The organism is Mucilaginibacter inviolabilis, from assembly GCF_011089895.1.
GTDB lineage: Bacteria > Bacteroidota > Bacteroidia > Sphingobacteriales > Sphingobacteriaceae > Mucilaginibacter > Mucilaginibacter inviolabilis.
In genome coordinates, this window is sequence record NZ_JAANAT010000003.1 from 141,753 (window position 1) to 167,646 (window position 25,894).

25 protein-coding genes are annotated in these 25,894 nt (G+C 43.6%); 15 read left to right on the forward strand and 10 right to left on the reverse strand.

All coding sequences use genetic code 11. The features are described from left to right. Positions 1–14 precede the first annotated feature (14 nt). A complete protein-coding gene (locus G7092_RS20635) occupies positions 15–1,535 on the forward strand; it encodes a S41 family peptidase (protein ID WP_166091978.1) in 1,521 nt (506 codons plus the stop codon). Here the strand turns inward: G7092_RS20635 and G7092_RS20640 are convergent. The 7 genes from G7092_RS20640 to G7092_RS20670 form a co-directional block, all read right to left on the reverse strand. After that, complete coding sequence (locus G7092_RS20640) at positions 1,518–1,667, reverse strand: hypothetical protein (RefSeq protein WP_166091980.1); 150 nt, start codon at positions 1,665–1,667, stop codon at positions 1,518–1,520. The two genes, G7092_RS20635 and G7092_RS20640, sit on opposite strands and share 18 nt — an antisense overlap. Positions 1,668–1,781: 114 nt before the next feature. Then, entirely contained in the window at positions 1,782–2,669 is an 888-nt protein-coding gene (locus G7092_RS20645) for a sugar phosphate isomerase/epimerase family protein (protein ID WP_166091982.1), read from the reverse strand. A gap of 316 nt (positions 2,670–2,985) precedes the next feature. Continuing rightward, a complete protein-coding gene (locus G7092_RS20650) occupies positions 2,986–3,780 on the reverse strand; it encodes an NIPSNAP family protein (protein ID WP_166091984.1) in 795 nt (264 codons plus the stop codon). 267 nt (positions 3,781–4,047) lie between these two features. Further along, positions 4,048–5,118: an ACR3 family arsenite efflux transporter gene (gene arsB / locus G7092_RS20655; protein ID WP_166091986.1), complete on the reverse strand. Its 1,071-nt coding sequence runs from the start codon at positions 5,116–5,118 to the stop codon at positions 4,048–4,050. Further along, positions 5,108–5,539: an arsenate reductase ArsC gene (locus tag G7092_RS20660; RefSeq protein WP_166091989.1), complete on the reverse strand. Its 432-nt coding sequence runs from the start codon at positions 5,537–5,539 to the stop codon at positions 5,108–5,110. The genes arsB and G7092_RS20660 overlap by 11 nt, the downstream gene beginning before the upstream one ends. Positions 5,540–5,573: 34 nt before the next feature. After that, positions 5,574–6,134 carry a DUF6428 family protein gene (locus tag G7092_RS20665; RefSeq protein WP_166091992.1) on the reverse strand — a complete coding sequence of 187 codons (561 nt, stop codon included), beginning with the start codon at positions 6,132–6,134 and terminating at the stop codon, positions 5,574–5,576. A 51-nt stretch (positions 6,135–6,185) separates the two neighbouring features. Further along, a complete protein-coding gene (locus G7092_RS20670) occupies positions 6,186–6,515 on the reverse strand; it encodes an ArsR/SmtB family transcription factor (protein ID WP_166091994.1) in 330 nt (109 codons plus the stop codon). A gap of 555 nt (positions 6,516–7,070) precedes the next feature. On the opposite strand from G7092_RS20670, the gene epsC reads away from it, so the two are divergent. After that, entirely contained in the window at positions 7,071–7,880 is an 810-nt protein-coding gene (epsC, locus tag G7092_RS20675; RefSeq protein WP_166091996.1) for a serine O-acetyltransferase EpsC, read from the forward strand. Between the two features lie 119 nt (positions 7,881–7,999). Further along, positions 8,000–8,872: a cysteine synthase CysM gene (gene cysM, locus G7092_RS20680; RefSeq protein ID WP_166091999.1), complete on the forward strand. Its 873-nt coding sequence runs from the start codon at positions 8,000–8,002 to the stop codon at positions 8,870–8,872. Positions 8,873–9,570: 698 nt separating this feature from the next. Here the strand turns inward: cysM and G7092_RS20685 are convergent. The 3 genes from G7092_RS20685 to G7092_RS20695 form a co-directional block, all read right to left on the reverse strand. Next, positions 9,571–10,572 (reverse strand): glycoside hydrolase family 43 protein, encoded by a 1,002-nt coding sequence (locus G7092_RS20685; protein ID WP_235953914.1) that lies wholly within the window; start codon positions 10,570–10,572, stop codon positions 9,571–9,573. Continuing rightward, entirely contained in the window at positions 10,569–11,807 is a 1,239-nt protein-coding gene (locus G7092_RS20690; protein ID WP_438861466.1) for a DEAD/DEAH box helicase, read from the reverse strand. Before G7092_RS20690 ends, G7092_RS20685 begins: the two co-directional genes overlap by 4 nt. Positions 11,808–12,043: 236 nt before the next feature. Beyond that, complete coding sequence (locus G7092_RS20695) at positions 12,044–12,472, reverse strand: CBS domain-containing protein (RefSeq protein ID WP_084192078.1); 429 nt, start codon at positions 12,470–12,472, stop codon at positions 12,044–12,046. 289 nt (positions 12,473–12,761) lie between these two features. On the opposite strand from G7092_RS20695, the gene G7092_RS20700 reads away from it, so the two are divergent. The 12 genes from G7092_RS20700 (at position 12,762) to G7092_RS20755 (ending at position 25,869) form a co-directional block, all read left to right on the forward strand. Then, the gene (locus G7092_RS20700) at positions 12,762–13,817 is read left to right on the forward strand and encodes a hypothetical protein (RefSeq protein ID WP_166092003.1); all 1,056 of its coding nucleotides are present in this window, start codon (positions 12,762–12,764) and stop codon (positions 13,815–13,817) included. Between the two features lie 158 nt (positions 13,818–13,975). Next, on the forward strand, positions 13,976–14,647 hold the full coding sequence (locus G7092_RS20705; protein ID WP_166092005.1) for a 3-keto-disaccharide hydrolase: 672 nt from the start codon (positions 13,976–13,978) through the stop codon (positions 14,645–14,647). A gap of 129 nt (positions 14,648–14,776) precedes the next feature. Next, entirely contained in the window at positions 14,777–16,510 is a 1,734-nt protein-coding gene (locus G7092_RS20710) for a GMC family oxidoreductase (protein WP_166092007.1), read from the forward strand. A 22-nt stretch (positions 16,511–16,532) separates the two neighbouring features. After that, on the forward strand, positions 16,533–17,162 hold the full coding sequence (locus G7092_RS20715) for a gluconate 2-dehydrogenase subunit 3 family protein (RefSeq protein ID WP_166092010.1): 630 nt from the start codon (positions 16,533–16,535) through the stop codon (positions 17,160–17,162). Positions 17,163–17,582: 420 nt separating this feature from the next. Then, entirely contained in the window at positions 17,583–18,035 is a 453-nt protein-coding gene (locus G7092_RS20720) for a 3-oxoacyl-ACP synthase (RefSeq protein WP_166092012.1), read from the forward strand. A 215-nt stretch (positions 18,036–18,250) separates the two neighbouring features. Next, positions 18,251–18,634, forward strand: coding sequence for an RNA-binding regulator (gene rbp, locus G7092_RS20725; protein ID WP_166092014.1), 384 nt, complete (start codon positions 18,251–18,253; stop codon positions 18,632–18,634). 320 nt (positions 18,635–18,954) lie between these two features. Beyond that, the gene (locus tag G7092_RS20730; protein WP_166092016.1) at positions 18,955–19,599 is read left to right on the forward strand and encodes a (2Fe-2S)-binding protein; all 645 of its coding nucleotides are present in this window, start codon (positions 18,955–18,957) and stop codon (positions 19,597–19,599) included. Continuing rightward, positions 19,596–20,576, forward strand: a complete 981-nt coding sequence (locus tag G7092_RS20735) for an FAD binding domain-containing protein (RefSeq protein WP_166092017.1) — start codon at positions 19,596–19,598, stop codon at positions 20,574–20,576. The genes G7092_RS20730 and G7092_RS20735 overlap by 4 nt, the downstream gene beginning before the upstream one ends. Positions 20,577–20,582: 6 nt before the next feature. Beyond that, on the forward strand, positions 20,583–22,724 hold the full coding sequence (locus tag G7092_RS20740) for a xanthine dehydrogenase family protein molybdopterin-binding subunit (RefSeq protein ID WP_166092019.1): 2,142 nt from the start codon (positions 20,583–20,585) through the stop codon (positions 22,722–22,724). Between the two features lie 130 nt (positions 22,725–22,854). Continuing rightward, positions 22,855–23,700, forward strand: a complete 846-nt coding sequence (locus G7092_RS20745; protein ID WP_166092021.1) for a dienelactone hydrolase family protein — start codon at positions 22,855–22,857, stop codon at positions 23,698–23,700. Between the two features lie 80 nt (positions 23,701–23,780). Next, entirely contained in the window at positions 23,781–24,755 is a 975-nt protein-coding gene (locus G7092_RS20750; RefSeq protein WP_166092023.1) for a lysylphosphatidylglycerol synthase domain-containing protein, read from the forward strand. Beyond that, a complete protein-coding gene (locus tag G7092_RS20755; RefSeq protein ID WP_235953915.1) occupies positions 24,739–25,869 on the forward strand; it encodes a glycosyltransferase family 2 protein in 1,131 nt (376 codons plus the stop codon). The genes G7092_RS20750 and G7092_RS20755 overlap by 17 nt, the downstream gene beginning before the upstream one ends. The last annotated feature ends 25 nt before the right edge of the window (positions 25,870–25,894 follow it).

Below are 25,894 nucleotides of genomic sequence, written 5' to 3' on the forward strand. Positions count from 1 at the left end.
GGTAAGTATCTGCAATGAAAATAAATTTAAAACCGGTATTTAAAATCCTTCCTTATTTATGCGTTGTATGGATAATCGGCGCGTGTCAACAGCTCGATACTAAAAAACAAAATACAGCCGGGGTTGGCAACGCAGATACTATTGCCCACAAGCTCCCGGTAAAGGCTATGCATGATGACCTGGCTATACTTTGGTCTGTTATTAAAGAAATGCACCCGGCCTACGGTGTTTTTACTCCACCGGATAGTCTGCGCCGTACCTTTGATCAGGTAGTGGCTTCTATCAACGAGCCGTTGACTGAAACCGATTTTATAGCACATGTTTACCCTTTTATAAGCAACCTCCGCTGCGGACATACGCAGGTAAAATATCCGGCAGGATATAAACCATCGGGCCCGCCGCCACCCCACTTGCCATTTGAGGTATTGGTTGAAAATCATCATGCCTGGATCACCAACCACAATAATAATGAACTCAATACCGGCGACGAGATCATCAGCATGAACAATACCCCTGTTGCTGCTATCATTAGCCACGGCTATGATCTGTATGGTGGCGATGGGTATAATGAAACCTTTAAAGAGGTATTTTTAAGCGAATATGGCGGCTTTGAGGATGCCTGCAACAAGTATTATCACTGGCAGCCACCATATCATATCACGCTACGCACCAAACAAGGCAAATTAAAAAATCTTGAAGTTAATGCCCTTGCTCCCGGCGCTACGCTCAATACGCCGGCAGCAAAAACCAATGATCTGGCCGACTGGACCGAATCAAAAAACACGGATTATCTGCCCCTACGGTTTTTAAAAAATAAACCGACCGCCTGGTTTGTGACCAGGCCCTATCAGTATGCCGATACCAATATTTATAAAGAAGCTTTTAAAGAGATTAATCAACGGGGGATCAAAAACCTGATCCTGGATATGCGGCATAATACCGGCGGCGATATCCGGGTAGCTATCCGCTTGCTATCGTTCCTGGCCGATAGTTCATTTAGTATTGTTAAGGATGTAAAGGCGCGTATCCCCAACCCGGCTATCAGTCGTTTTGAACGTTACTTTGACACCGCCCGCACCTCCAGCTTTAACGAAGGTTTTGAGCCTGGTCCGGAAGATGGAACTTATTATCATATCAAATTCAGACCTACCGCCTGGGGCCAGTTGTACGGCAAATTGCCCCTATACAAGGCCGATCATTATAAAGGAAAGCTGATAGTGTTAATTGATGGTGCCACCTTCTCGTCGGCGGCTTTGTTTACCGCGGCATTGAAGGCCCAGCGTAAAGATGTGATATTTGTTGGTCGCGAAACAGCCGGTAACGAGCAGGCTTGCAGCGGAGGCACTATTCAGCATTTAACCCTGCCCCATACCCATGTTATTGTTGATTTCCCCTGGATGCGTTTTGTGTCGGCAGCTAAACATTATGATTTTGGCCGCGGCATTATGCCCGATTACCCGGTGGAATACAGCCCGGATGATATTGTGAATAAAACAGACCCCGACTTGCAAAAGGCCCTAAGCCTGGTTAATTAACGTAGGTACGTCCTGTAGCTTGCTGAGGTGTTTGGTTGGTTTACCCTGTTGTGCTTCTGCTGCGCAAGCAAACAGGAAAGATGCTGCTAATGCTATCAGCAACCCTTTTATCATATTGATATCGATCTTCATTTCCATATTTGTTAAAAATTCTACGCAGGAAGCGATCGGATATGATAAAACAAAACCATCGCTTTTAAGTATAAAACGATGGTTTGTATATATTGTGCTATTGTAACAGAATTTTTAAACTAGGTTCTTTTTAATGTAGGTAATGCTTTGGGTAATGCTGTCAAAAGGATCGCCGGGGCAAACATCCTGTTCTACAAAAAAGTATTTTAAACCTGCTTTATTAGCCTGTGTGAATATCTTTTTAAAGTCGATTGTACCATTGCCAACTTCGGTGAATTTTTTGGCCGGGGTTTTATCCATATCCTTTACGTGCCATAGCGGGAAACGGCCCGGGTGCTTATCAATTAAAGCGATAGGGTCCTGGTTGGCTTTGGTTAACCAATACAGGTCTATTTCAAATTTTACCAGGTTTTTGTCGGTAGCTTCTAACAGAATCTCGTATGGGTATTTGCCGTTTTCCTGTATAAATTCAAAATCGTGGTTATGGTAGCAAAGCTGTATGCCCGCTTTTTTGCAGATCTCACCAGCCTTGTTAAAATCTTCGGCTATTTTTTTATAGTGATCCAGGTTACCACGCTCTGGCGTTGATAAGTAAGCGCATACCATATATTTTACGCCAACCTCGGCCGCGTCGGTCACTGCTTTTTCCCAATCGTTTAGGATGGTTCCTTTTTGCGATGCGCCGTCCACCTGCTCTTCGCCCAGGCGATAATGCGCACTCGGCATAATCAGGCCGTTTTGTTTTAAAAGCGCTTTGAACGCTTTGCTATCCATGCCATAAAACAATTCGTTGCCGGTGTAGGTAGCTCCTTCAACCGAAGTATAGCCAATTTTGGCAACTTTGGCCAGGCTTGCTGCCGGATCTTTAGCCATGGCATCGCGCACGGTATACAATTGCAGGCCGATATACTTTTTATCGTAAGCAAACAGGTTGGGAGCCGCTAATATTCCGGCCGAAAGTAATGCCGAAGTTTTGAGGAATGAACGTCTGGTAGTTGTCATCGATTTACTTTTAATTGGTTAATGTAAATATAGTGTATTATGAACACCAAAAGCAAGCGATTATTATGGTCTCCTGTTAAATGTTCCTAAAAAAGCCTCATCCGGAACGTTAGGCTAAAGCCATTTTTTCGTGCGATGATTTAGTCCGTTGGCTGAAGCCAAACGGCAATGAATGGAAAGACCACAGACGAAATAGGGCCTAAATTCATTGCCGTCCCATTTATGGGGCGGGAAATAATGAAAAGAAGAGTGGCTTCAGCCAAATTGATCTTGTCGTTCTTTAAAGAGTTTCTTCGGAATTGATCCAACAAATAAATTAAACCTGCGATGCTTCTGTTGGCTGTAACAATGTTGATGTAATATGAGTTATCAATTTAGCATCAGAATAATCGGGGATGCTGCTTACCTTCTTCCATTCCGGGTCGCTGCCAAAAGCTTTCCAGTGCGCGGCTTTGGCATCCAGATCATCAAAAGTGATCATATAGGTAAGGTTTGGCCGGTGATCGCCGATAATAACCTCGCCAAAAAATACAGGATTAAAGCCCAGCTTTTTAAAAATATCTACCTCGCCGGCATCATTAAACATTTCCAGTTTCTTTTTGCCCGCGCTTTCGCTGGGGTGTTCATACCGGCGCAACTCAAAAATACGCGGACTTTTTTTAGGCACTTCCATTTTGGGCATGTGTACAAAGGCTTTTAACAATGAGCTTTCAATGCGTTCATAAGCGGGCTCTGTAGCCGGAGCAGTTAAATAGGGCGCACCTTTTTCCAGGTAAACCGGGTCGAGGTCTAGCTTTTCCTGCACGTTTAAAAAATCGGTCAGGTTGCTGAAAGGGATAAGCGCGTAAATTTTGGTTTGCCCTTCGGGTTTCAGTTCGGTAAACACGCCAATGTGTTTACAACCTAGTTTGTTAAGCGCAGGAATGGCGGCATTTTGAAAATAATCTTCTACCAGTTTTTGCTGCGTTTGGTTTTTTAAAAGGTAGGTGCGCAACTCGTAAAACTCGGTACTGTTTTTTTCTTTTATTGCTGATGCCATACTGCTTTGGGTTGATATACCGGCCGCCGCTGCCGTTAAAGCCGAGGCTTTCAGAAATGAACGTCTTTTCATGGAATATGTTGGTTAATAAAATAAAGGTAGTGTAAAACGATGATACTGCAGGGCACGGAAAAATCAAATAAAGGCCACATGTGGGTTTGGCTAAAGCCCAGAACGGTTAAATTGTGTTCCGTTGGTTAAAACCAACGGCAATGAAATATAAATCAACTGTTGTTTTATTCATTGCCGTCCCATTTATGGGGCGGATAATGGATGTGCTTTGCTGGCTTTAGCCCAAAATATTCTTCTGAACAGTTATGGCGTAAGGACAGTCCTATCCTACCACCTATCAACATAATACCTCTTCCTGAACCAGAATGCTAAATTAACCAAAGCGATCAAAGCCGGTACCTCCACCAGCGGACCGATAACGCCCGCGAAAGCTTCGCCGGAATTGATGCCGAATACGCCGATAGCAACCGCAATAGCCAGTTCAAAATTATTACCCGTGGCGGTAAAGGCGATGGAAGTGCTTTTAGAGTAATCGGCCCCGAATGATTTGCCGATAAAAAAACTCAGCAGGAACATTACCGCGAAATAGATAACCAGCGGAATAGCTATCCGCACAACATCCATCGGTATATGTACAATAAGACCGCCTTTAAGACTAAACATCAATACAATGGTAAACAGCAAGGCGATCAAAGTAAGGGGCGAAATAAAAGGCACATACTTTTGCCGGAACCAGGCTTCACCTCTTAATTTGATCAAGACATACCTGCTGATGATGCCGGCTGCAAATGGAATGCCGAGGTAAATACCCACACTTTTGGCTATTTCGCCCATGGTTATATTAACGGCTAAACCTTTAAGACCGAACAGTGGCGGCAAAATGGTGATGAATACCCAGGCATACACACTATATAGCAATACCTGGAAAATGCTGTTGAGCGCTATCAACCCGGCCGCGTATTCGCGGTTCCCTTCGGCAAGCTCGTTCCATACTACTACCATGGCTATGCAACGAGCAAGGCCAATCAGGATCAGACCCACCATATAATCCGGATGATCGCGCAATAGGGTTATCGCCAAAAGAAACATCAGGATAGGGCCTACTGTCCAGTTGAGCACCAAAGAGGCGCTTAATACTTTGGTATCTTTAAACACCTGGCCCATGTTTTCATATTTTACTTTGGCCAGCGGCGGGTACATCATCAGGATTAAACCAACAGCCAGCGGGATATTGGTTGTACCGCTTGAAAATGAATTGATAAAACCGGCCGATGAGGGGATAAAATAACCAACACTCACCCCAACTGCCATCGCCAGGAATATCCAGAGCGTAAGGTACCGGTCTAAAAAGCTCAGCCGTTTGCGTTCAGCAGCCGGGGCACAATGATCAACCGGCATGGGGTGTTTTTAAATTTTCGTTCACAAAATTTTGAGTATACTGTTTGATCATTTCGCGCACCTGCCCAAATTGCTCCATGATCTCTTCTTCAGTACCGGTAGCTTTTGCCGGGTCGGGGAAATTGTAATGCAGCTTAACGGCTTTGGTTGGAAAATACGGGCAGCTCTCTTTGGCGTTGTCACAAACGGTTATCACATAATCAAAATCAATGTCCAGGTATTCATTAACATTATTGGAGGTATGATGGGAGATATCGACACCATCGCGTTTCATGATTTCAATTGCGCGCGGATTAACACCATGTGTTTCGATACCCGCGCTGTAAATATTGGCTTTATCGCCGGCAAAGTGACGTAGGTAACCCTCGGCTATCTGGCTGCGGCAGCTGTTTCCGGTGCAAAGCACCAATACATTTTTCATATCAATTATTTGTTTTTTAATTTTTTATAGACTCTCAGCAACAACCTGAACCGGGTGTGCAACAGGCTTCATTTTTAACAGTCAGGTTTTTTAACGCTAGCTTTGGTTTTGCAGGTTCGCAGCATTCCTCCCCTTTTTCGTTGGTTCCGCAACTCCCGCCGCGACCAATGGCCTTGCACTGCACGGCATCCGGGCGCAGATCGATGATGAGGTTTTCGCCGCTCACGATCATATCTCCCGGAAACATCTGCCGGGTATCAAACTCGGAATTACCAAATTCTATTTTAACCGTTCCGTTAGGATCAAGGGGGAGCATCTTTTCTACAATAGCGACAATGGACAAAGCCTTTTCTACTTTCATTGCCCGCTCCTGCTGCTCGTCCTCGGGAACCCATAATTGCACAATAATCTCTGTCCAGGTATTCAATACTCCACCGCAATCAACGGAAGTAATAGGCGCTTGCTTAATTTCGGTGATGTGGTATGATGCGTCTACCAGCTTACCTTCGGCATATTGAAATTGAAGGTTGAGCTCCGGATGTTGTAATAACTTTTCTTTAAATGTTGCCCAGTTAATAGATTCTACTTTGTTCATGATGAATATATTTTATTATTGCAATATTGCGATAGATTGATATAAAAAATTTTAGCAGCAGCTATTCAGGTCCTTGTACGATGAAAACAGCATGTTTAATTCCTTTTGCAGGTTATCCCAGGCTTTGGGTTCTATACAATAGCAAACGCTTACGCCTTCTATTGTGCCTTGAATCAGACCAGCGTTTTTCAATTCCTTCAAATGCTGCGAAATGGTAGGTTGCGCCAGGCCCAGCTCATCGGCCAGATCACCGCAAATACAGGCTTTGGCCGCGATAATGTGCTGTAATATGGCAATACGCGCAGGATGTGCTATCGCTTTTAACTGCACAGCCAGCTTGTTTTGCTCGTCGGTAAATATTTCTGTTTTGGTAATTCCCATAATATATATTGCAATATTACGATTAATATAGATCTCGCCAAAATTATTTTTTACTTAGACGCTGGAATGGGTAGTATGTGTCTGTACTTGCGCTCGTTTGTAACGAGTGCTTATTGTGGTTAAGCGATTGCATCGCCCTTGCGTTTAAAACGCAAACCTATGTTAAGCACTCGTTACAAACGAGCGCAAGTAGGGCATCGCTTCGCTTGCCGACCCTCTCTTCGGCTTCGCTGGAAGGAGGTGAAGAAAATAAAAAAAATGCGTCATTGCGAGGCACGAAGCAATCTCTAAGCTATACAGGGCCGTTCTGCTTATCGGGGATTATTAATGTTGTGTTTGTTTATTTGTATTAATGAGCTCCCTCTGGTCGGTTGTCTTCGTACCTCGCAATGACGCGTGGAGGGAAGCACGCACACAGATGTGTTGATTCTTCGGCAATCCGCCCCGAAACATGTATATCTATCAATTAAGTAGCGATTTTTACATATAAAACACATTCTTTTTCCCTAAACTTGCATTAGTAAGGGGCTGTTCCCTAAACAGCCTTCATAAAACATGAGTGAGGATTTTTACGAGCAAATTTTTAACAAGCAGCAAAAGCTTCAGGCTGTGCCGTCGAACAAGGAGATCACCAAGTGGGCGCTCCAGGTAATCCGTTTGCTATATCCGGAGCAAACCGGGAAAACATTTGCAGATATTGCCGCACTCAAAGCAGAGTTTACCCTGTTGGAGAATGAGCTATATTACATTATGGAGGTTACCAAAGGCTGCGATGATTGTGATAATAAGCAACGGGCTGAACGGTTTTTTAGAGGGCTGCCCGAACTGTTCAGGATATTAAATACTGATATAAAAGCCATATTTAATGGTGACCCCGCGGCTCACAGCGAATTTGAAGTGGTACGCACTTATCCTGGTTTTTTTGCTATCTCGCTGTACCGGCTGGCGCATAGCTTGTACATAGACAATGTGCCTTTAGTACCCAGAATACTAACCGAATATGCGCATTCCAAAACAGGTATCGACATACATCCCGCGGCAGAAATTGGTGAGTATTTTTATATCGACCATGGTACCGGCATTGTGATAGGCGAAAGCGCTGTAATTGGTAACCATGTAAAATTGTACCAGGGTATTACCCTGGGTGCACTGAGTGTGGATAAAAGTATGGCCAACACCAAGCGCCATCCAACAGTGGAAGATCATGTGGTGATATATTCGGGCGCTACCATACTGGGCGGCGAAACCATTATTGGGAATAACAGTCTTATTGGTGGTAACGTATGGCTTACCAAAAGTGTACCGCCGTATTCCAGGGTGTATCATACCCCAAGTCACCGGACTTTGAAAAGTGATGAAGTGTGAAGATAGTATCAAGTAGCTAGTATCAAGTATCAAGATTACAAAGCAACGATACATCTGAATTATAGGTAAAAAGAAAAGATCTTGATACTTGATACTAGTGTCTTGATACTAAAAAAATTATGGCTGGCATTATTGATATAATAGGAAATACGCCCCTGGTTGAAATACAAAAACTAAACCCTAATCCCAACGTAAAAATATACGGTAAGCTGGAGGGTAATAACCCCGGCGGCAGCGTGAAAGACAGGGCATCGCTCAACATGATCCGCAGTGCCATAGAGCGTGGGGATATCAAACCCGGTACCAAACTCATTGAAGCTACCAGCGGTAATACCGGTATTGCGCTGGCTATGATAGCCCGCCTGTTTGATTTGGAGATTGAACTAGTAATGCCCTCTAACTCCACCCGCGAACGTACACTCACCATGGAAGCCTACGGCGCCAAGGTAACCCTGCTGGAGGGTATCGAGGTTTGTCGTGACTATGCCGAGGAAAAAGGCGCTACCGAAGGGTATTTTCTGTTGAACCAGTTTGCCAATCCCGATAATTATGGAGCGCACGTAAAAACTACCGGTCCGGAAATATGGCGTGATACTGATGGAAAGATCACCCATTTTGTAAGCGCTATGGGTACTACGGGTACCATTATGGGTTGCTCCCGTTATTTTAAGGATAAAAATAAGGATATACAGATCGTAGGCTGTCAGCCTACCGAGGGTTCATCTATCCCCGGTATCCGCCGCTGGCCCGAAGCCTATCTCCCTAAAATATTTGATGCCAGTCGGGTTGACAGAGTAATGGATATCTCCGAAGCCGAAGCCACCGAGATGGCCCGCCAAATGGCCAAAGTGGAAGGCATATTTGCCGGCATGAGCAGCGGCGGCGCATTAGCCGGTGCCATTAAACTGGCTGCTGAGCTCAAAGAAGGCCTTATCGTATTTATCTGCTGCGATCGTGGCGACAGGTATTTGAGCAGTGATTTGTTTGGGTAAAAGAAATTGAAATTTTGTCGTCCTGAGGAACGAAGGATCTGTTCATTGGTAGACCTGGCGCAGACCCGCTCTTGGCCGCGGGAGGGCCTTTACTTTGTAGCCACAAAGTAACCAAAAAGGCTTTCAGCAGAAATGCATCTTTGCGCACGAGGCTTCTACCCCACAAACCGGCCAGAACCAGGTCTGCAATTATTTGCCCAACTTCGGTCGCGCAAAGCCCCATGCTTCTGCAAAACTTGCTATGCCCCACAACCGCACAAGCCCACCATTGTTCTGCCCGCTTTCGCCCGAAGCTTATCTGCTGACAGGGAAGAAAACTCACTAATTAAGAAGCTGACAGAAGATTCGTTGTTTTCAATCAATAATTCACTAAATCAGTAATTCAATAATTAAAAACCGCCACCAAATCCACCAATAAATTTTCGTATATTTATATCACTAAACAGCCCGCTTATCTCCTGAAAAAGGTAAGCGGGCTGTTTGGTTAAAGGGAAAATAAGGTCAAAAATCGCCTTGTTTTCAGGTAGTTGTTTGAATACCAGAAAATTAAAACTTTTTAAAGTTTCAAAAAATACTCAAAATCGTCTTGAAATTTGTTAAAAAGTGTTAAAATGAGGCTTTTTCGATAGTTTTTAACCCGATTTTGGCCCGTTTTTGAACCGAAAAATGTTAAAATCTGGGGTTTAAAAAGTTTTTGACTACTTCAGTTTTCGGGCGGTTACTCCTTCGTTGGTGATCTTTACTGGCTTGATGGTTCCGTCGGTATCAAAGTACATTTTGTCGATACACATCACCCGGTGGTTGGCATCGGTTTCGGTGAGTGGCCGGCGGTGGTAAACAATGTACCACTCATCTGTACTTGGTACGTTGATCACTGAGTGATGACCCGCCCCGGTGGCTATACTCGGGTCTTGCTTTAAAATGGTGCCTATACGCTTAAAAGGGCCAAAAGGCGTATCGCCAATGGCATAAGCTACCCGGTAATCTGGGCCGGTCCAGCCGCCTTCGCTCCACATAAAGTAGTATTTGCCCTTACGCTTAAACATCACAGGGCCTTCTACATAGCCTTCGGGGGTTATTTTCTTGTAGGTTACGCCGTCGTCAAAGGGCTCAACGCCTGTAAAGTCGTTCTTTAGCTTCACGATATTGCACTGGCCCCAACCACCATATATCATATAATACTGGCCGTTATCATCCTTGAAAACAAACTGGTCGATGGGCTGAGCTTTGTTGATGATCTGGTCGATAAGAGGTTTGCCAAGGTAGTCTTTGAATGGGCCTTTGGGTTTGTCGCTTACAGCTACACCTATCCCGCCTTTTTCATTATTGTTCTGGATGTCGTTCGCTCCGAAGAATAGATAATATTTACCATCTTTTTCGGTAACGGCAGGAGCCCAAAGTGCACGTCTCACCCATTTAACCCCACTGGTATCAATAACATGGGGGTGCTTGGTCCAATGCACCAGATCGGGCGAGGAAAAGGCGTCCATAAACACCTGCTCATTGTATTTGGCCGAATAAGTTGGATACAGCCAGTACTGGTGCTTGAATATTTGGGCTTCCGGATCGGCGTACCAACCCTCAACTACAGGATTGCCCGACGTTTTTTTATCCTGTGCAAAAGTAGTAAAGGCTGGTGCCATCAAGGCTGCACCTAATAGTACCTGCAAAATCAGCTTTGAAGCTATGCTCCTGTTCATTTTTGGGTATTGGTATTATTATTTTTTGGCTTTTTCTTATTAAAGCGCCTGTTGGGTTTCTTTTTCTTATCGGCTTGACCTGTACCAGGCGTATGAGTAGGCTGAATGGCAGCCAGTTCATCAGGCAGGCCAACCACGCGAATGGGGCGCTCTATCAGTTGCTCAATACTTTTGAGCTTACGTTCGTCACGGTGATTTACAAAAGTAATGGCAGTGCCGGTAGTAGCGGCACGGGCGGTACGGCCAATTCGGTGAATATAGTCTTCCGGATCGCCGGGTACATCATAATTGATCACCAGGTCGATGCCCTCTACATCGATACCGCGCGACAAAGCGTCGGTGCCAATAATTACTGGTAACTGTTTGTTCTTGAACTGTAACAGAATCTCTTCGCGTTCACGCTGCTCCAGATCGGAGTGAAAGGCGTTTGATTTGATGTTGATGGCCTTCAGCTCTTTATATAGTGCTTTTACGATCTCCTTACGGGATGCAAAAATGATGGTGCTGGTATAAGCAGAATCGCGGAGTATAAGCTGCAGCAAAGGTGTTTTTTGCTGATCATGCAGGCGATAGATCTGCTGATCGATACCTGCTGCCGGCTGAGAAATGGCGATGTTGATCTGTTCGGGCTCTTTCATGATAGCCTTGGCCAGCGCGCGGATACGGCCAGGCATGGTGGCCGAAAAAAGCAGCGTTTGTCTGTTCTTAGGCAGGTAACTGATAATTTTTTTGATATCGTCAGAAAAACCCATATCCAGCATGCGGTCAGCCTCGTCCAATATCAGGTGGGTAAGATGATTTAGCTTTAAAACCCCAGATGTAAGGTGGGCTATCAGCCTGCCGGGTGTGGCTATAATAATATTTACATTATTTTGAATACCCCGGCGTTGCTGTTCGTAAACAGCGCCATCACCACCACCAAATACGGCTATGGAGCTGATGCCGGTAAAATAGGCCAGCCCCTCAACCTGCTGATCAATTTGCTGGGCAAGTTCACGGGTTGGCGCCAGTACAAGTGCACTGGTATGGTGTTTATTGCTATTGCTGATGAAGTTGAGTATGGGCAGCAAATAAGCCCCGGTTTTACCGGTTCCGGTTTGCGCGCAGGCAATAAGATCATGCCCTTTTAAAACTACGGGTATGGCCATTTCCTGTATGGGTGTTGGGTTATTGAACCCCATACTTTGTATGCCCTCGAATAATTGTTCGTTGAAATTGAAATCCTGAAACGTCACTATGTTCTACTTGGTGTAACGCAAGGTATAGATTTTTGGGACAAGGAGCAAGGATTTTGGGAATAAGGGTATTTGGAGCAAGGATTAATGGAGCAAAGATCTCTTTGGAGCAAGGACTTTTGGAGCAAGGAACAAGGATTTTTTGGCCTAAGGATACGTTGCCATGAATCAGTCCTGATGCGGTTTGAATGACAGACCCTTAATCCTTACTCTTTGTTCCCCAAATCCTTACTTCTCTACGAGTGTATATAGCTTTTTAATTGCTCAATAGTTTCCAGTTGCGAGAGGATGGTTTCGGTAACCAGGTCATTGATAGAAATAATGCCGCATAATGCATCGTCAATAAATACAGGCAGGTAGCGGATATTGCTTTCGCTCATGATGTGCATACAGGTTTCGATGGAATTGTCGGGAAGTATGCGGGGTAAGCCGGTACTCATAATATCGCGTACCAGGGTTTCGTGTGATGATTTTCCTTTCAAGATCACTTTACGGGCATAATCCCGTTCGGTAAGCAAGCCGGCATATTCGCCATCCTCTAATATAACCACCGAGCCGATGTTTTCATCAGCCATTAATTTTAATGCTTCCAAAACTGATTTACCGGCATCAATGGTAACTATGCGGCCGCCTTTACGGGCAAGGATATTTGAAACTTTTATCATGGCACAGAGATTAAGATGAAGAATTGGCTATAACCAAATATAAGAAACAGAATTGAAAAACAAGCATATAGCTATGCTATAAATATCAACAATTCAGCATTTTATCAAGGTATTGCCATCTGATTAGCATATAAAGAGCTTTTACGTTTGCTTGACACTGTGTATGCCACTTAAAAAAGAATAATATCTAATATTGCCCCCGTAATTTTTAACAATATTTTAACATAGTGCGACTGGAAGCTGTTGATTTTAAATTCATTTACTACCGGTCAACATAATTCATACTACATTGATCAATTTTTTACTCCACAAAACGCGTTTTAAGAATAACGCGTACCATATCAATCTAATCCCTGCTTTAATAGTGATCTGCTGTATGCTTTGCCTTGCGGTGCCCGGCAAATTACTGGCTAAAGGCTTGTTGAACAGCCAACCGTATGTATCGGTAGCTGATTCTACGGCTGACTCTACCCTGCTGAAACGACGGTTAATTAATAACGCGTTTGATAATATCTTTATACAAAACCTGCGAACATCTGAGGGAGGTAATGATTATTTTAATAAAATAAAAACCCAGTTAACCGCCGATCTGGCACCAAACTTTATCTTATTCCAAACGCCTAAATCACGGTTTTTTGCTGTTTTTACCGCGAGGGTTAAAATACGTTTGCTGGCTTCCTATGGAGCGCCGGTAAAATCACCAAGCTTTATGCCTGGAGCAACCGTATTTTACAGATTGAATGAGGATACTTATAAACCAGAATTTTTATCATTTGGTTACTCGCATCACTCTAACGGTGTAAGAGGTCCGTCATTAAATCCCGATGGCAGTTTTAATCGCGACAGCGGCAAGTTCACCACCAATTTTTATACCCTTACTTACTATACAGGTAAACGCATTGATAAGCAGGATCTGATTATTAACCGTTACGATAATATAGCTCTTGAAGTACATGCCGGTTTATTTGGCCTGGGTGTGTCTGAAGGATTAAAGGATCATTATGGCTTTATCAGGGTTAATGGCAGCCGTATGTATAATTTTGCCAAGGCTTATGATGATCCATTGGAGAAAGGTAAAAAGGTATACAAAAACTGGCAGCGTATACGGTTTGATTTCACTTACATTGCTGATAAGTATGACAATTATTCGGCAGTTGATTTCAAGAAACGCCTTAACGTAAGTTTGAAATATTATTACCAGTTCCCTTTTATGCCAAGTACAGCCCTGATGATTGGCGGTGGCTATCGCGGACAGGATGATTATAACCAGTTTTTTGAGGATAGTTATGGTTATATAACTGTTGGCCTGGCGTCAGATCTGTCTTTCAACTTTGGGAAACATTAAGCCTCAAAAGAGTCCTGTTTTTATATAACCATATTTTTACAGGGCTATTCACAGCTGTTTGTAATTTATTTTTCATATAATCGTTTTAGCATTGAAAAAAAGCAGATATATTTAGCCCAACCTAATGGTATATCTTAATTAAATTCTAAAACAATTATATGAAAAAGACCCTTTTGAGCCTTATGGCTATCCCTGTGCTTCATTTCGCGGTATCAGCGCAATCCAAAGGCTTTAAACCTTTATTTGATGGTAAAACAACCACCGGTTGGCATACCTATTTAAAAACAGGATCAGGTGCATGGAAAGTTGTTGACGGCGCGTTACAACTTGACCCGAAAGCCGAAGGCCAGGGTGATCTGATCACGGATGGTGAATACGAAAATTATGAGTTGAAACTGGATTGGAAGATATCCGAAACAGGAAACAGCGGAATTATTTTTGGTGTACACGAAGATCCTAAATTCAACGAAACTTACCTTACCGGTATCGAAATGCAGGTATTGGATAATGCCAAAGCCAGCGATAATAAAAAAGCAAATCACCTGGCTGGTTCTTTATATGATATGAAAGCCCCTTCTGCCGATGTTACCAAGCCAGCCGGCGAATGGAACTCCGTAGTATTGCGTAAAAAGAATGGTCACCTTACTTTTTGGTTAAATGGAACTAAAATAGTAGAAACAGAGATTGGCAGCGACGAGTGGAAAGAAATGCTGAACAACAGTAAATTCAAAAACTGGACCGATTTTGCGAAATATCCAAAAGGCCATATCGCGCTGCAAGACCACGGCCACGAGGTTGCATTCCGCAATATTTACCTCAAGCAGTTATAATATTTAAAAATGTTTATGTTGTAACGCTTTGCGTTCAATATATTTATACCATAAAAAACCAAATGAATGCAGATGTATGCCTGCGCGTGCATCTTTTCTTCTCTTAACAGAGGATACACCTGATATTATATGAGCGATCTACAAATCAAAAAATCAGCAGAAACTTACGATGTAGTCATTGTAGGTTCGGGAGCTGGTGGCGGTATGGCTGGTTATGTGTTAGCCAATGCCGGTGTAAAAGTGTTAATGCTGGAGGCCGGGGCCTATTTTGACCCAGCCAAAGACTCGCAACAATTAAAATGGCCTTGGGAATCACCACGCCGTGGTGCGGGTACAACCCGTCCTTTTGGTGATTTCGACGCCGCTTACGGTGGTTGGGAACTGGAAGGCGAACCTTACACAACTAAAGACCAAACAGAATTTTTCTGGTTCCGCTCGCGCATGCTGGGCGGTCGTACCAATCACTGGGGCCGTATTTCCTTACGCATGGGTCCACATGACTTTAAAGCTAAGGATGGTCTTACAGATGATTGGCCGATCACTTATGATGAGGTAAAACCTTTTTACGACAAGGTTGACCGCATGATAGGTGTTTATGGAACCAAAGAAGGTTTGGAGAATGAGCCTGATGGTATCTTCCTGGCTCCACCAAAACCAAGGCTGAATGAGCTCTATATTAAGCAAGGCGCCATAAAAGCAGGTGTAACCACCATCGCCGGTCGTGGATCGGTTTTAACCGAAGCTTTGCCCGGTAATAAAGACCGTGGCGCATGTTTTTTCTGCGGACAGTGCGGTCGTAGCTGTAAAGTTTATGGAGATTTCTCTGCATCGTCATGTTTGGTTATCCCTGCTGTAAAAACAGGCAATCTAAAGGTGATCACCAACGCCATGGTGCGTGAGGTGCTAACAAATAAAGAAGGGTTGGCTACAGGTGTATCTTACGTTAACAAAGAAGATATGCAGGAATATCAGGTAAATGCCAAAACGGTAGTGCTTGGTGCCAGTGCCGGCGAATCGGCACGTATCCTGCTGAACTCCAAATCTGCGGCGCATCCTGGTGGTTTGGCTAACAGCAGTGGTGTTGTAGGCCGTTACCTGCATGATTCAACCGGATCAAGCGCAGGTGGGTTCCTTCCGCAATTAATGGATCGCAAACGATACAACGAAGATGGTGTGGGCAGTGTACACATCTATTCACCATGGTGGCTGGATAATAAAAAACTGGATTTTCCTCGTGGTTATCACATCGAATATGGAGGTGGCTTACACATGCCATCATACGGTTTTGGCGGCGGTATCCATAACATGAATGGTGCAGTGCCCGATCGTAATGGCAAGAAGAAAGAGGCCGGTGGTTATGGCGCATCATTAAAAGATGATTATCGTCGTTTTTATGGTACCCAGTTTGGTATGGCCGGTCGTGGTACTGCTATTGCCCGCTATGATAACTATTGTGAGATTGACCCGAATGTGGTTGATAAATATGGTATCCCGGTACTGCGTTTCCATTACAAATGGGCCGATGACGAGATTAAACAAGCTAAACACATGCAGGAAACCTTCCAGGAAATTATGCATAATATGGGTGCTATCTATGGTAAACCACAAGGGCCTGAAACCAATTATGGTTTAGAGGCTCCGGGTAAGATCATCCACGAGGTTGGAACCATACGTATGGGCGACGACCCTAAGAAATCAGCCTTAAATAAATGGTGCCAGGCGCATGATTGCAAAAACCTGTTTGTGGTTGACGCGGCTCCGTTTGTTCAGCAGGGCGATAAAAACGCTACCTGGACTATCCTGGCCCTGTCTATGCGTACTGCCGAATATATTTTACAGGAAAGAAAAAAATTAAACGTTTAACAAGCCCCAATAAAAATTAGTTATGAACAGACGTGACTCCCTAAAAGCGATAGGCTTTGGTACACTCTCAGCAGGATTATTACTGGAAGCCTGTAAAACCGATAATAAAAAAACAGGTGAAGAAGCTGCATCCACACCGGCAGCACCAGAAGCCGGTCGGCAGCCATTTGAGGTTGAACGCGACAAAAAGCTGAATGCCGACAAATTCTTTACCCCTGCAGAAATGGCTACCATAACCGTACTGGTTGATATTATTATTCCTAAGGACGAGAAATCGGGCAGCGCGACAGATGCCAAAGTGCCTGATTTTATCGAATTTATTGTAAAAGATATGCCGTACCATCAAACCCCTTTACGTGGTGGTTTGCGCTGGCTTGATCTGCAATGCCTGAATCGTTTTGGTAAAACATTTACCGATAGCAGCCATGCACAACAAATAGAGGTAATTGATGATATAGCCTACCCCGCTAAAGCAAAGCCAGAAATGGCTCAGGGGGTAGCTTTCTTTAACCGCATGCGCGATTTAACCGCATCTGGCTTTTTTACCAGTGAAATGGGTGTTAAAGATATTGGCTATGCCGGTAATGCTCCCGGAAAATGGACGGGTGTACCAACAGACATACTGAAACATTACGGTATGGAGAATGTATAAAAAAACATCAGCCGATAAATAGTATCAAATGCCGGGTTATAAAACAGCCCGGCATTTTTTGTAATAAGTTTAATTAAGGTAATTTTTTTCACCTTTAAGCAAATTTTCAAATAGTTGATAGCTAGGGTATTAATGGAAATTGCCTGCTTGAATTATCATTATTTTGTCAATTAGTGGCGGGTGAATATACCATTTCGGCAATTTGATACGTTTATCTACTTTGTAGGTTCACACCTGCAAATAGTGATAAGGTTTAGGTTTAAAGCCCCCAAGCAGCGAGTGCAAGGGGGCTTTTATTTTGCCCTGAATTTTATCATCTCATACCTGATAATAAATTGCTTTATTTGTTTCCTGAAAAATAGAAGAAATAGCACGCGGACTGCTTTTGACTATTTTTTAGCGTTGAATTTAATCAGATAAATGAGCGACCTGAAGAAGAAATTGCACGAGCTATGTGTAAATTATGTGCGTAAAAGCATGGATGCGGCTGAACTGGGCATTAAAGAAGCACAAAAAGCATCAAACGAAGATACCAAAAGCAGTGCCGGAGATAAATATGAAACAGGTAGAGCGATGATGCAGCAGGAAACCGACCGTAATTTGACTCAACTGAATGAGGCCAATAAGTTAATGGTTGCCCTTAATCGTATTGGTACCGATGGTACAAGTATTAAAATCGAAACAGGTAGTGTGATCACAACAAATAATGGTAATTTTTATCTGGCCATAAGCGCCGGAAGCCTTTTGGTTGATGGAAAAACCTATTTTGCAGTGTCCCCGGTCTCTCCTATTGGCTCCTTACTCATGGGAAAAGCAGCAGGTGATGGTTTCGATCTCAATGGCAAGCCTTATGTCATTCAATCTGTAAACTAAGATATTGGGATTAAATCATACAGATATTCTGAGGAGCCCTTTAACGCAAATACGTATTATTTTGTTTTAGTTAAAGGATATTTTAATTATTAAAAAAAAATAAAAACGTTCATTCACAAATTCTTGCAGTAATCATCAAATATCTATTACTATATTTGATGTTAACAAAACGAGGCAAGTAAAAAAAGAACCTTGCTATTATAAATTAAAAATTGATGAACATATTTGCAGGAAGTCTTCCTTTTCAATTAGAGGAAGCCGATTTAAAAGAGCTTTTTGAAGCGTACGGTGAAGTAAGCACCGTAAAAATAATTATTGACAGGGAATCCGGAAGAAGCAAGGGTTTCGGATTTGTTGAAATGCCTGATGATGAGGCTGCCCAATTAGCTATTACCGGCTTAAATGGCTCTGAAGTTAGAGGTCGTTCAATTGCTGTAAGCCAGGCCGAAGAGAAAAAAGCAACCGACCGCAGAGGCGGCGGTGGTTACGGTGGCGGTAACCGCGGCGGCGGTGGCGGCTACGGCGGTGGAAACCGTGGTGGTGGCGGCGGCTACTCAAAAGATAGTAACAGAGGCGGCGGCGGTGGCGGTCGTTGGTAAATTATAAGTTAAAACAAAGCACCGGGACTATAGTACCCGGTGTTTTGTTTTAAAAATTACTGTCTTAGGCCGGTTTGGGTCATTTTTACCAGCTGGTTAATTTACCGGCAGTATATTCCTATATATAGTCTGTAAAATCTTATCTGTGTTAATCTTATTCTGAAAAGAGCTTTGTTGGTTTGCTTCTCAGGCCAATAACTTCATTTAACACTCACTTCTTTTTATTGCTTTTTGGCGTTATTGATGATGTAAAAGATTGTTTACCTATGGTTGCTTTTTACTAAAAATGCCTAACTTAACATTATATTAAGCCTGTTTTTATGGAAAGCAAAGAAAGTTTGACCACGCCCGTAACCGAGCTGGATGTTGAAGATAGCTCCAGGAGAATTTTCCTTAAACAATCATCATTATTAACTGCTGTTGCGCTTACTCCGGGAATTGCCGTAAAAGCAGCCGATTTACATGTTGATGAGGAAATTGCCGCCGTTTTTGAGAAAATGCCATTAAAAATGGAGGTGAATGGCAAGCAACACAGTCTTTCGGTTGAGCCCCGATCAACATTATTGGATATTTTACGCGAACAACTTGATTTAACCGGAACCAAAAAAGGCTGCGACCATGGACAATGCGGCGCCTGTACAGTGCATGTGGATGGCAGGCGGATTAACTCCTGCTTAACCCTGGGTGTAATGGTGAATGGTAAAAAAATCACCACGATTGAAGGCTTGGCCCATGGCGATCAATTACACCCGATGCAGGAAGCTTTTATAAAACATGATGGTTTTCAGTGTGGTTATTGTACACCAGGTCAGATCATGTCGGCGGTGGCCTGCATCCGTGAGGGGCACGCCGGTTCGGAGCACGAGATACGCGAATATATGAGTGGCAATATTTGCCGCTGCGGGGCCTACCCCAATATAGTTAATGCTATACAGGAAGTGAAAAATGGAGGGCAGGCTGTATGAAACAGTTTCAATATGTTCAGCCGGCTACACAGCAGGCCGTACTTGAAGTGATCAATAAGCCCGGCACCAAAATAATAGCAGGCGGTACTAATCTTGTCGATCTGATGAAGCGTGGTGTTACCGCCCCAGATAAGTTGGTTGATATTAATCACCTGCCATTAAAAAATATAACAGTAACACCAAATGGATTATATATTGGTGCGCTGGCTTTAAACAGTGTTGTGTCTGAAAATAGGCAGGTTGTTGAAAAACAGCCGCTTTTAGCCATGGCGCTTAGATCCGGGGCATCGCCGCAGCTGCGTAATATGGCTACAGTTGGCGGCAATATGATGCAGCGTACCCGTTGCGGCTACTTTTATGATACGGCTATGCCTTGTAATAAGCGTGTTTCCGGCTCCGGATGCGGAGCTTATGAAGGAGTAAACCGGATGCATGCCATATTTGGAGCCAGTTCACAGTGTATAGCGGTTCATCCCAGCGATATGTGTGTGGCTTTGGCCGCCCTGGATGCGGTAGTGATTGTTGCGGGAAAAAGGGGCGAACATCGGGTGCCGTTTACTGAATTTCACCGCCTGCCGGGCGATCATCCTGAAATGGATAACAATCTGGCCCCCGGTGAGTTGATTATTGGTGTGGAAATACCCAATAATACGCTGGCAAAAAACAGCTACTATTTAAAAGTGCGCGACCGGCAATCATACGCTTTTGCCCTGATATCGGTTGCGGCAGCTTTAGATATGAAGAATGATATCATACAAAGTGCCCGTCTGGCAATGGGCGGTGTAGCGCATAAACCCTGGCGTTTGTTTGATGCCGAAAAGTCACTGGTTGGGAAAAAGGCTTCTGAAGAGAGTTTTCAGCAGGCCGCCCAACTGGCTATGCAGGGTGCCAAAGCTTATGGATACAATTCTTTTAAATTAAAGCTGGCCCCGGCCAGTATCACCGAGGCTTTAAAACATGCAGCCGGTTTAATTTAGCATCCTATGGAAAAAGCAATCAACATAAACCGGCTTTCATCAGCCGATGGGATGAGCCGGATAGATGGGCGGTTAAAAGTGACCGGGGCCGCAAAATATTCTGCCGAATATGCTGTAGAAGGATTAACCTATGGGGTATTAGTAGGTAGTACTATAGCCAAGGGTAGTATTGCTGCTTTTGACGTTAAAGCGGCAGAGCGGGCTCCGGGTGTATTATCGGTAGTGACTTATCTTAATGCGCCAAAAGTTCCGGGATTTCAACCAGATCAAAAAGGAGTAAGAGCCCAGTTAAAGGTATTTAATGACGATAAAATATTTTACAACGGACAACCGATAGCGCTGGTTATCGCTGATACTTATGAACGTGCACTGTATGGCGCATCGTTGGTTAAAGCAACCTATAATAAAGAGGAACATCAAACCAGTTTAACGGACAATTTTGGTAAAGGATTTCCGCCGCGTGGTGATGGATTGTACAAGCGCGGTACAGAAGATGCCTGGAAATCAGCCCCGATAAAGCTGGAGCAGGAATACCTTGTACCCACCAATACGCATAACCCCATGGAGCTGCATGCCATTATTGCCCGTTGGGATGCAGATGATAAAATTACCGTATGGGATAAAACGCAGGGTGTTAAAGCTACCCAGCACGATATTTCGCAATTATTTAATGTTCCGCTTGAAAACGTACAGGTGAACTCCCGCTTTGTTGGTGGGGCTTTTGGCAGCGCCTTGCGAACATGGCCGCATGAAATTGTAGCTATACTGGGAGCCAAAGCGGTAAAGAAACCTGTAAAGCTGGTACTTAGTCGTGCAGATATGTTTACTTCGGTAGGATATCGGCCGCATACCTGGCAAAAAATAGGTATAGGCGCTACAGCCGATGGAAAACTTACCGGCATTACACACGAGGCATACGGACAAACATCGCCCTACGAAAACTTCACCGAAGGGGCTGTTAATGTAAGTCAGAGTTTGTACGCATGCCCTAACGTAAACACCAAATACAATTTAGTGGCCCTTAATGTGGGTACGCCCACCTGGATGCGCGGCCCGGGCGAGGCTACAGGGTCATTCGCGCTGGAGTCTGCACTGGATGAGTTATCTTATGCCTTAAATATCGATCCTATTGAACTGCGTTTGCGTAATTATGCCGAAACCGATCCGGAAAATGGCAAGCCCTTTTCGAGTAAATATTTGAAAGAGGCTTATCAGCTTGGAGCTGATCATATAGGATGGAACGATCGGAAACAACAACCCGGAATGGTAAAAAAAGATGGCTGGTTTGTGGGCTACGGTATAGGTTGCGGCATGTTTGGCGCCTACCGGAGTGGTGCTACAGTTAAAGCTACCATGAAAGCGGATGGGACGTTTCATTTACAAAGTGCCGTAAGCGACATTGGCCCGGGAACAGGTACGGCTATGGTATTAATCGCGGCCGATCAAATGGGCATGCCTGCTGATAAGATCAGCTTTGAAAATGGAGCCTCTGATCTGCCCCAGGCACCAACACAAGGCGGTTCGGCTACAACGGCAAGTGTGGGCTCCGCGGTGCACAAGGCCTGTGCCGACTTAAAGGCTGAATTTCAAAAACTAACAGGTGACAACGCAACGAATAAAACCGATTACGCACAAATATTGAAGCAACATAACCTGCCAGCACTTGAAGTAACATCCAAATCAGATGGTGGCGAAGGGCGCGATAAATATTCGATGAATTCCTGGTCTGTACATTTTGTTAAGGTATTGGTGAACGGATCTACAGGTGTTGTAAAGATTGATAAGGTAGCGTCGGTGGCTGATTGCGGTACGATCATCAGCCCTAAAACAGCCCGGAGCCAGATTGTAGGCGGAGCTATTGGCGGTATAGGCATGGCGCTGATGGAAGAGGCGGTGATCGACCATCGCTATGGTCGTTATATTAATAACAACTATGCCGATTACCATGTGCCCGTAAATGCCGATATTCCACAAATAGATGCCCTTTTTGTCAATAAACCCGACCCTATCCTGAACCCGATGGGTGCAAAAGGCATGGCCGAAATTGCCCTGGTTGGTATGGCTGCAGCAGTAGCTAATGCGGTTTATAATGCTACGGGTAAAAGAGTGCGGGAATTGCCTATAACACCTGATAAAGTAATTGCTTAGAAAATGCTTACGGATCGTTAATGAGGCAGTTGTACTTTGTTCTTTTCTAAATTTATTTTTTGAAGCCACAACGTAAATTACTTTGCCAACGTAATGGTTATACAATACTATTAACACTAAAAAACCGTCCATGAAAAAATTAACACTTTTAATCCTGTTTATCGGCTTTGGCGTTATTGCTTTTGCACAGCGCAAGGTGGTTTGCTGCAGTAAACCTTCGGCAACAAGGCAGTTTGCTATGCTGGCCTCCAGCGAAAATTTCAGAGCCACCCACAAAAATCCATTACCCATTCATTTTCAAAGTGCTATTGGTACAGCCATCACCTACAAAACTTCTGATGGTAAAGAATCAACCGCGTATTTATTGAAAGCCAAAAAAGCCACTAATAACTACATCCTGGTGATACACGAATGGTGGGGACTGAATGATTTTGTAAAAAAGGAATCTGAAAAGATTTACAACGATTTAGGTAATGTTAACGTAATTGATCTTGACCTTTACGACGGTAAGGTTGCTACTACTAAAGAAGAAGCTGGCAAATATATGCAGGCCGTAAACGAAGATCGCGCAAAAGCTATCATTAACGGCGCTATTGCTTATACAGGACCTAAAGCACATATCGCAACTATTGGCTGGTGTTTTGGTGGTGGCTGGAGCCTGCAAACCAGTTTGCTGGCCGGTAAAAAAGCTGTGGGATGCGTTATGTATTACGGCATGCCCGAGCAGGATGTTAACCGTTTAAAAGCATTAAATGCTGATGTATTGGGCAATTTCGCTAATAAAGATCAATGGATAAACCCTAAGGTGGTTGCTAAATTTGATGCCGACATGAAAAAGGCCGGTAAAAAACTGTATCTACACCAATATGATGCCGATCATGGCTTTGCTAATCCCAGCAATCCCATTTATGATAGCAACGCCACCAAGGATGCATACGCCAATACAATAGTTTTTTTAAAAGCACGTTTGAGGTAAACAAAACATGTAATATGATGTTGTACCGGGCAAGCGAAAAGCTTGCCCGGTTTTTTTGTAACATTGCATAAATTTTACCTTTGACTACTTCTACAAAAAAAATAGTTTCCATTTCGCTTAAAACGGCCGTGCTGGTCATGGCCGGCTGGTATATATATCACCAGTTTTATAAAAAGAACAACGACCTCAAACAGTTTCAGGCATTAACCGCTCAAATAAATAGTACCCACGTGTTTATAGTTATGGGTATAGTGGTTTTATTGATGGTGGTTAACTGGGTATTGGAGGCTTTTAAGTGGCAATATCTGGCCAAAAGATTAGTTAATATTTCGATATGGGAATCAATAGAAGCTGTTTTTTGCGGACTTACCTGGGCTATTTCCACACCCAACCGGGTTGGTGAATACGGTGGACGGGTTATGTTTTTACCCAATCGCAAACGTATACACGGTGTTTTTGCCATGGCTGTAGGCGCCTTTGGGCAAATTATTATGACCAACCTTTTAGGCCTGATAGCCATTGTATGGCTTTTTTATAATTACATCCCCGTAAGTTCCTGGCTATTTGCCGTGATCGTCCTTATATCGGTATTGACTCTTGCGATTTTGCTCATCTGTTTTTTTCATATCAAAGGCATCATTAATTTGATTAACCGGATAGCTTTTCTCCGGAAATATCACCGTTTTTTTGATATCATGGGCCGGTATAAAACCAATGAACTTATACGTATCCTGGGCTTTAGTATGGCCCGGTATTTTACGTTTACCATTCAATACTGTATTGTATTTCACCTGCTTATTCCTGGGTTCGCGTTTTTTCCGATGGTGATGATGCTGTTTGTTTATTTCTTTGTAACATCAGCTGTCCCGTCACTTGATTTACTTGATGTGGGTGTGCGCAGTTTTACCGCTTCCCATTTGTTTGCCTATGTAACCGATCAAAAAATAGCTATTATTGCAGGCGTATCGTCAATATGGCTCATCAATTTAATTATTCCGGCCATTATAGGATCTTTATTCGTTTTTAAACTCAAATTCTTTGATCGCACTGCATAGTTTTGTTTCGCTGTTTTTAACAGGTATTTACCTGCTACTGTTAATTTATTTGATGCGTGGATGGAGCAGGATAAAGGTTACTCCGGTAAAAAAGGTATCCTTTCAAACCAAAGTTACCATATTGATAGCAGCTCGTAATGAGGAAGAACGGATCAAGTTAACCATTGAAGATGTTTTAGCTCAGGATTATCCTAAACACTTGTTTGAAGTAATCATTGTTGACGATCACTCTACTGATAACACCGCAGCCATCATCAGCAGCTATGCCAACCGTGGTGTTAGGTTGCTGCAACTACAAGAGGCGCGCGCGCTCAACTCCTACAAGAAAAAAGCCATTGCCGAAGCTATCAAATTATCTACAGGCGAGCTCATGGTGGCTACCGATGCCGATTGCCGCATGGGGCCGGCATGGTTATCATCTATTGTAGGTTATTACGAAACAAATAACCTGGTGATGGTATCATCGCCGGTAACCTACTTTGAAGAGCGCTCCTTATTTGAATTGATGCAAACCCTGGAGTTTGGCTATTTAATAGGTATTGGTGCCGCATTTATTGGCAATGGCCGGGCATCAACCTGTAACGGGGCAAATTTTGCGTATCGGAAAGATGTGTTTTATGAAGTGGGTGGTTTTGCCGGCATCGATGATCTGGCATCGGGTGATGATGAACTGTTACTGCAAAAAGTGGCCGAGCGATACCCGGGCAGGATCGGCTTTTTGAAACAAACCGAGGCCGTAGTATATACGCATGCTAAACATACGCTGCAGGAATTTATGCAACAAAGGCGGCGCTGGGCTTCTAAGTCAACCAAGTACAAGGATAAAAAAGTGGTGGTATTTGGTTTATGTATCTGGTTGTTTAATGTTTCGTTGTTGGTTAATGCCGCATTGGGTTTTTATGACCTATACTTTTTAAAGCTTTTCCTGGTTCAATTTTTATTGAAGTACCTGTTCGAGATTCTTTATTTGTTGCCCATAACCACGTTTTTTAAACGTACTTATCTGGTGAGTTTGCTTATTTTACTTATTCCGCTGCACATTGTATATTTTGTAGTTATTGGGCTGATGGGCAATAATCGTAAATACTTATGGAAAGACCGGGTGGTGAAATAACAAACCATTGTAAAGATTAATTTCC

Excerpts from the sequence above, each read along its gene's own strand:
- G7092_RS20635 (WP_166091978.1), top strand. The coding sequence starts at position 15 with ATGAAAATAAATTTAAAACCGGTATTTAAAATCCTTCCTTATTTATGC.
- G7092_RS20640 (WP_166091980.1), bottom strand. The coding sequence starts at position 1,667 with ATGAAGATCGATATCAATATGATAAAAGGGTTGCTGATAGCATTAGCA.
- G7092_RS20645 (WP_166091982.1), bottom strand. The coding sequence starts at position 2,669 with ATGACAACTACCAGACGTTCATTCCTCAAAACTTCGGCATTACTTTCG.
- G7092_RS20650 (WP_166091984.1), bottom strand. The coding sequence starts at position 3,780 with ATGAAAAGACGTTCATTTCTGAAAGCCTCGGCTTTAACGGCAGCGGCG.
- arsB (WP_166091986.1), bottom strand. The coding sequence starts at position 5,118 with ATGCCGGTTGATCATTGTGCCCCGGCTGCTGAACGCAAACGGCTGAGC.
- G7092_RS20660 (WP_166091989.1), bottom strand. The coding sequence starts at position 5,539 with ATGAAAAATGTATTGGTGCTTTGCACCGGAAACAGCTGCCGCAGCCAG.
- G7092_RS20665 (WP_166091992.1), bottom strand. The coding sequence starts at position 6,134 with ATGAACAAAGTAGAATCTATTAACTGGGCAACATTTAAAGAAAAGTTA.
- G7092_RS20670 (WP_166091994.1), bottom strand. The coding sequence starts at position 6,515 with ATGGGAATTACCAAAACAGAAATATTTACCGACGAGCAAAACAAGCTG.
- epsC (WP_166091996.1), top strand. The coding sequence starts at position 7,071 with ATGAGTGAGGATTTTTACGAGCAAATTTTTAACAAGCAGCAAAAGCTT.
- cysM (WP_166091999.1), top strand. The coding sequence starts at position 8,000 with ATGGCTGGCATTATTGATATAATAGGAAATACGCCCCTGGTTGAAATA.
- G7092_RS20685 (WP_235953914.1), bottom strand. The coding sequence starts at position 10,572 with ATGAACAGGAGCATAGCTTCAAAGCTGATTTTGCAGGTACTATTAGGT.
- G7092_RS20695 (WP_084192078.1), bottom strand. The coding sequence starts at position 12,472 with ATGATAAAAGTTTCAAATATCCTTGCCCGTAAAGGCGGCCGCATAGTT.
- G7092_RS20705 (WP_166092005.1), top strand. The coding sequence starts at position 13,976 with ATGAAAAAGACCCTTTTGAGCCTTATGGCTATCCCTGTGCTTCATTTC.
- G7092_RS20710 (WP_166092007.1), top strand. The coding sequence starts at position 14,777 with ATGAGCGATCTACAAATCAAAAAATCAGCAGAAACTTACGATGTAGTC.
- G7092_RS20715 (WP_166092010.1), top strand. The coding sequence starts at position 16,533 with ATGAACAGACGTGACTCCCTAAAAGCGATAGGCTTTGGTACACTCTCA.
- G7092_RS20720 (WP_166092012.1), top strand. The coding sequence starts at position 17,583 with ATGAGCGACCTGAAGAAGAAATTGCACGAGCTATGTGTAAATTATGTG.
- rbp (WP_166092014.1), top strand. The coding sequence starts at position 18,251 with ATGAACATATTTGCAGGAAGTCTTCCTTTTCAATTAGAGGAAGCCGAT.
- G7092_RS20730 (WP_166092016.1), top strand. The coding sequence starts at position 18,955 with ATGGAAAGCAAAGAAAGTTTGACCACGCCCGTAACCGAGCTGGATGTT.
- G7092_RS20735 (WP_166092017.1), top strand. The coding sequence starts at position 19,596 with ATGAAACAGTTTCAATATGTTCAGCCGGCTACACAGCAGGCCGTACTT.
- G7092_RS20740 (WP_166092019.1), top strand. The coding sequence starts at position 20,583 with ATGGAAAAAGCAATCAACATAAACCGGCTTTCATCAGCCGATGGGATG.
- G7092_RS20745 (WP_166092021.1), top strand. The coding sequence starts at position 22,855 with ATGAAAAAATTAACACTTTTAATCCTGTTTATCGGCTTTGGCGTTATT.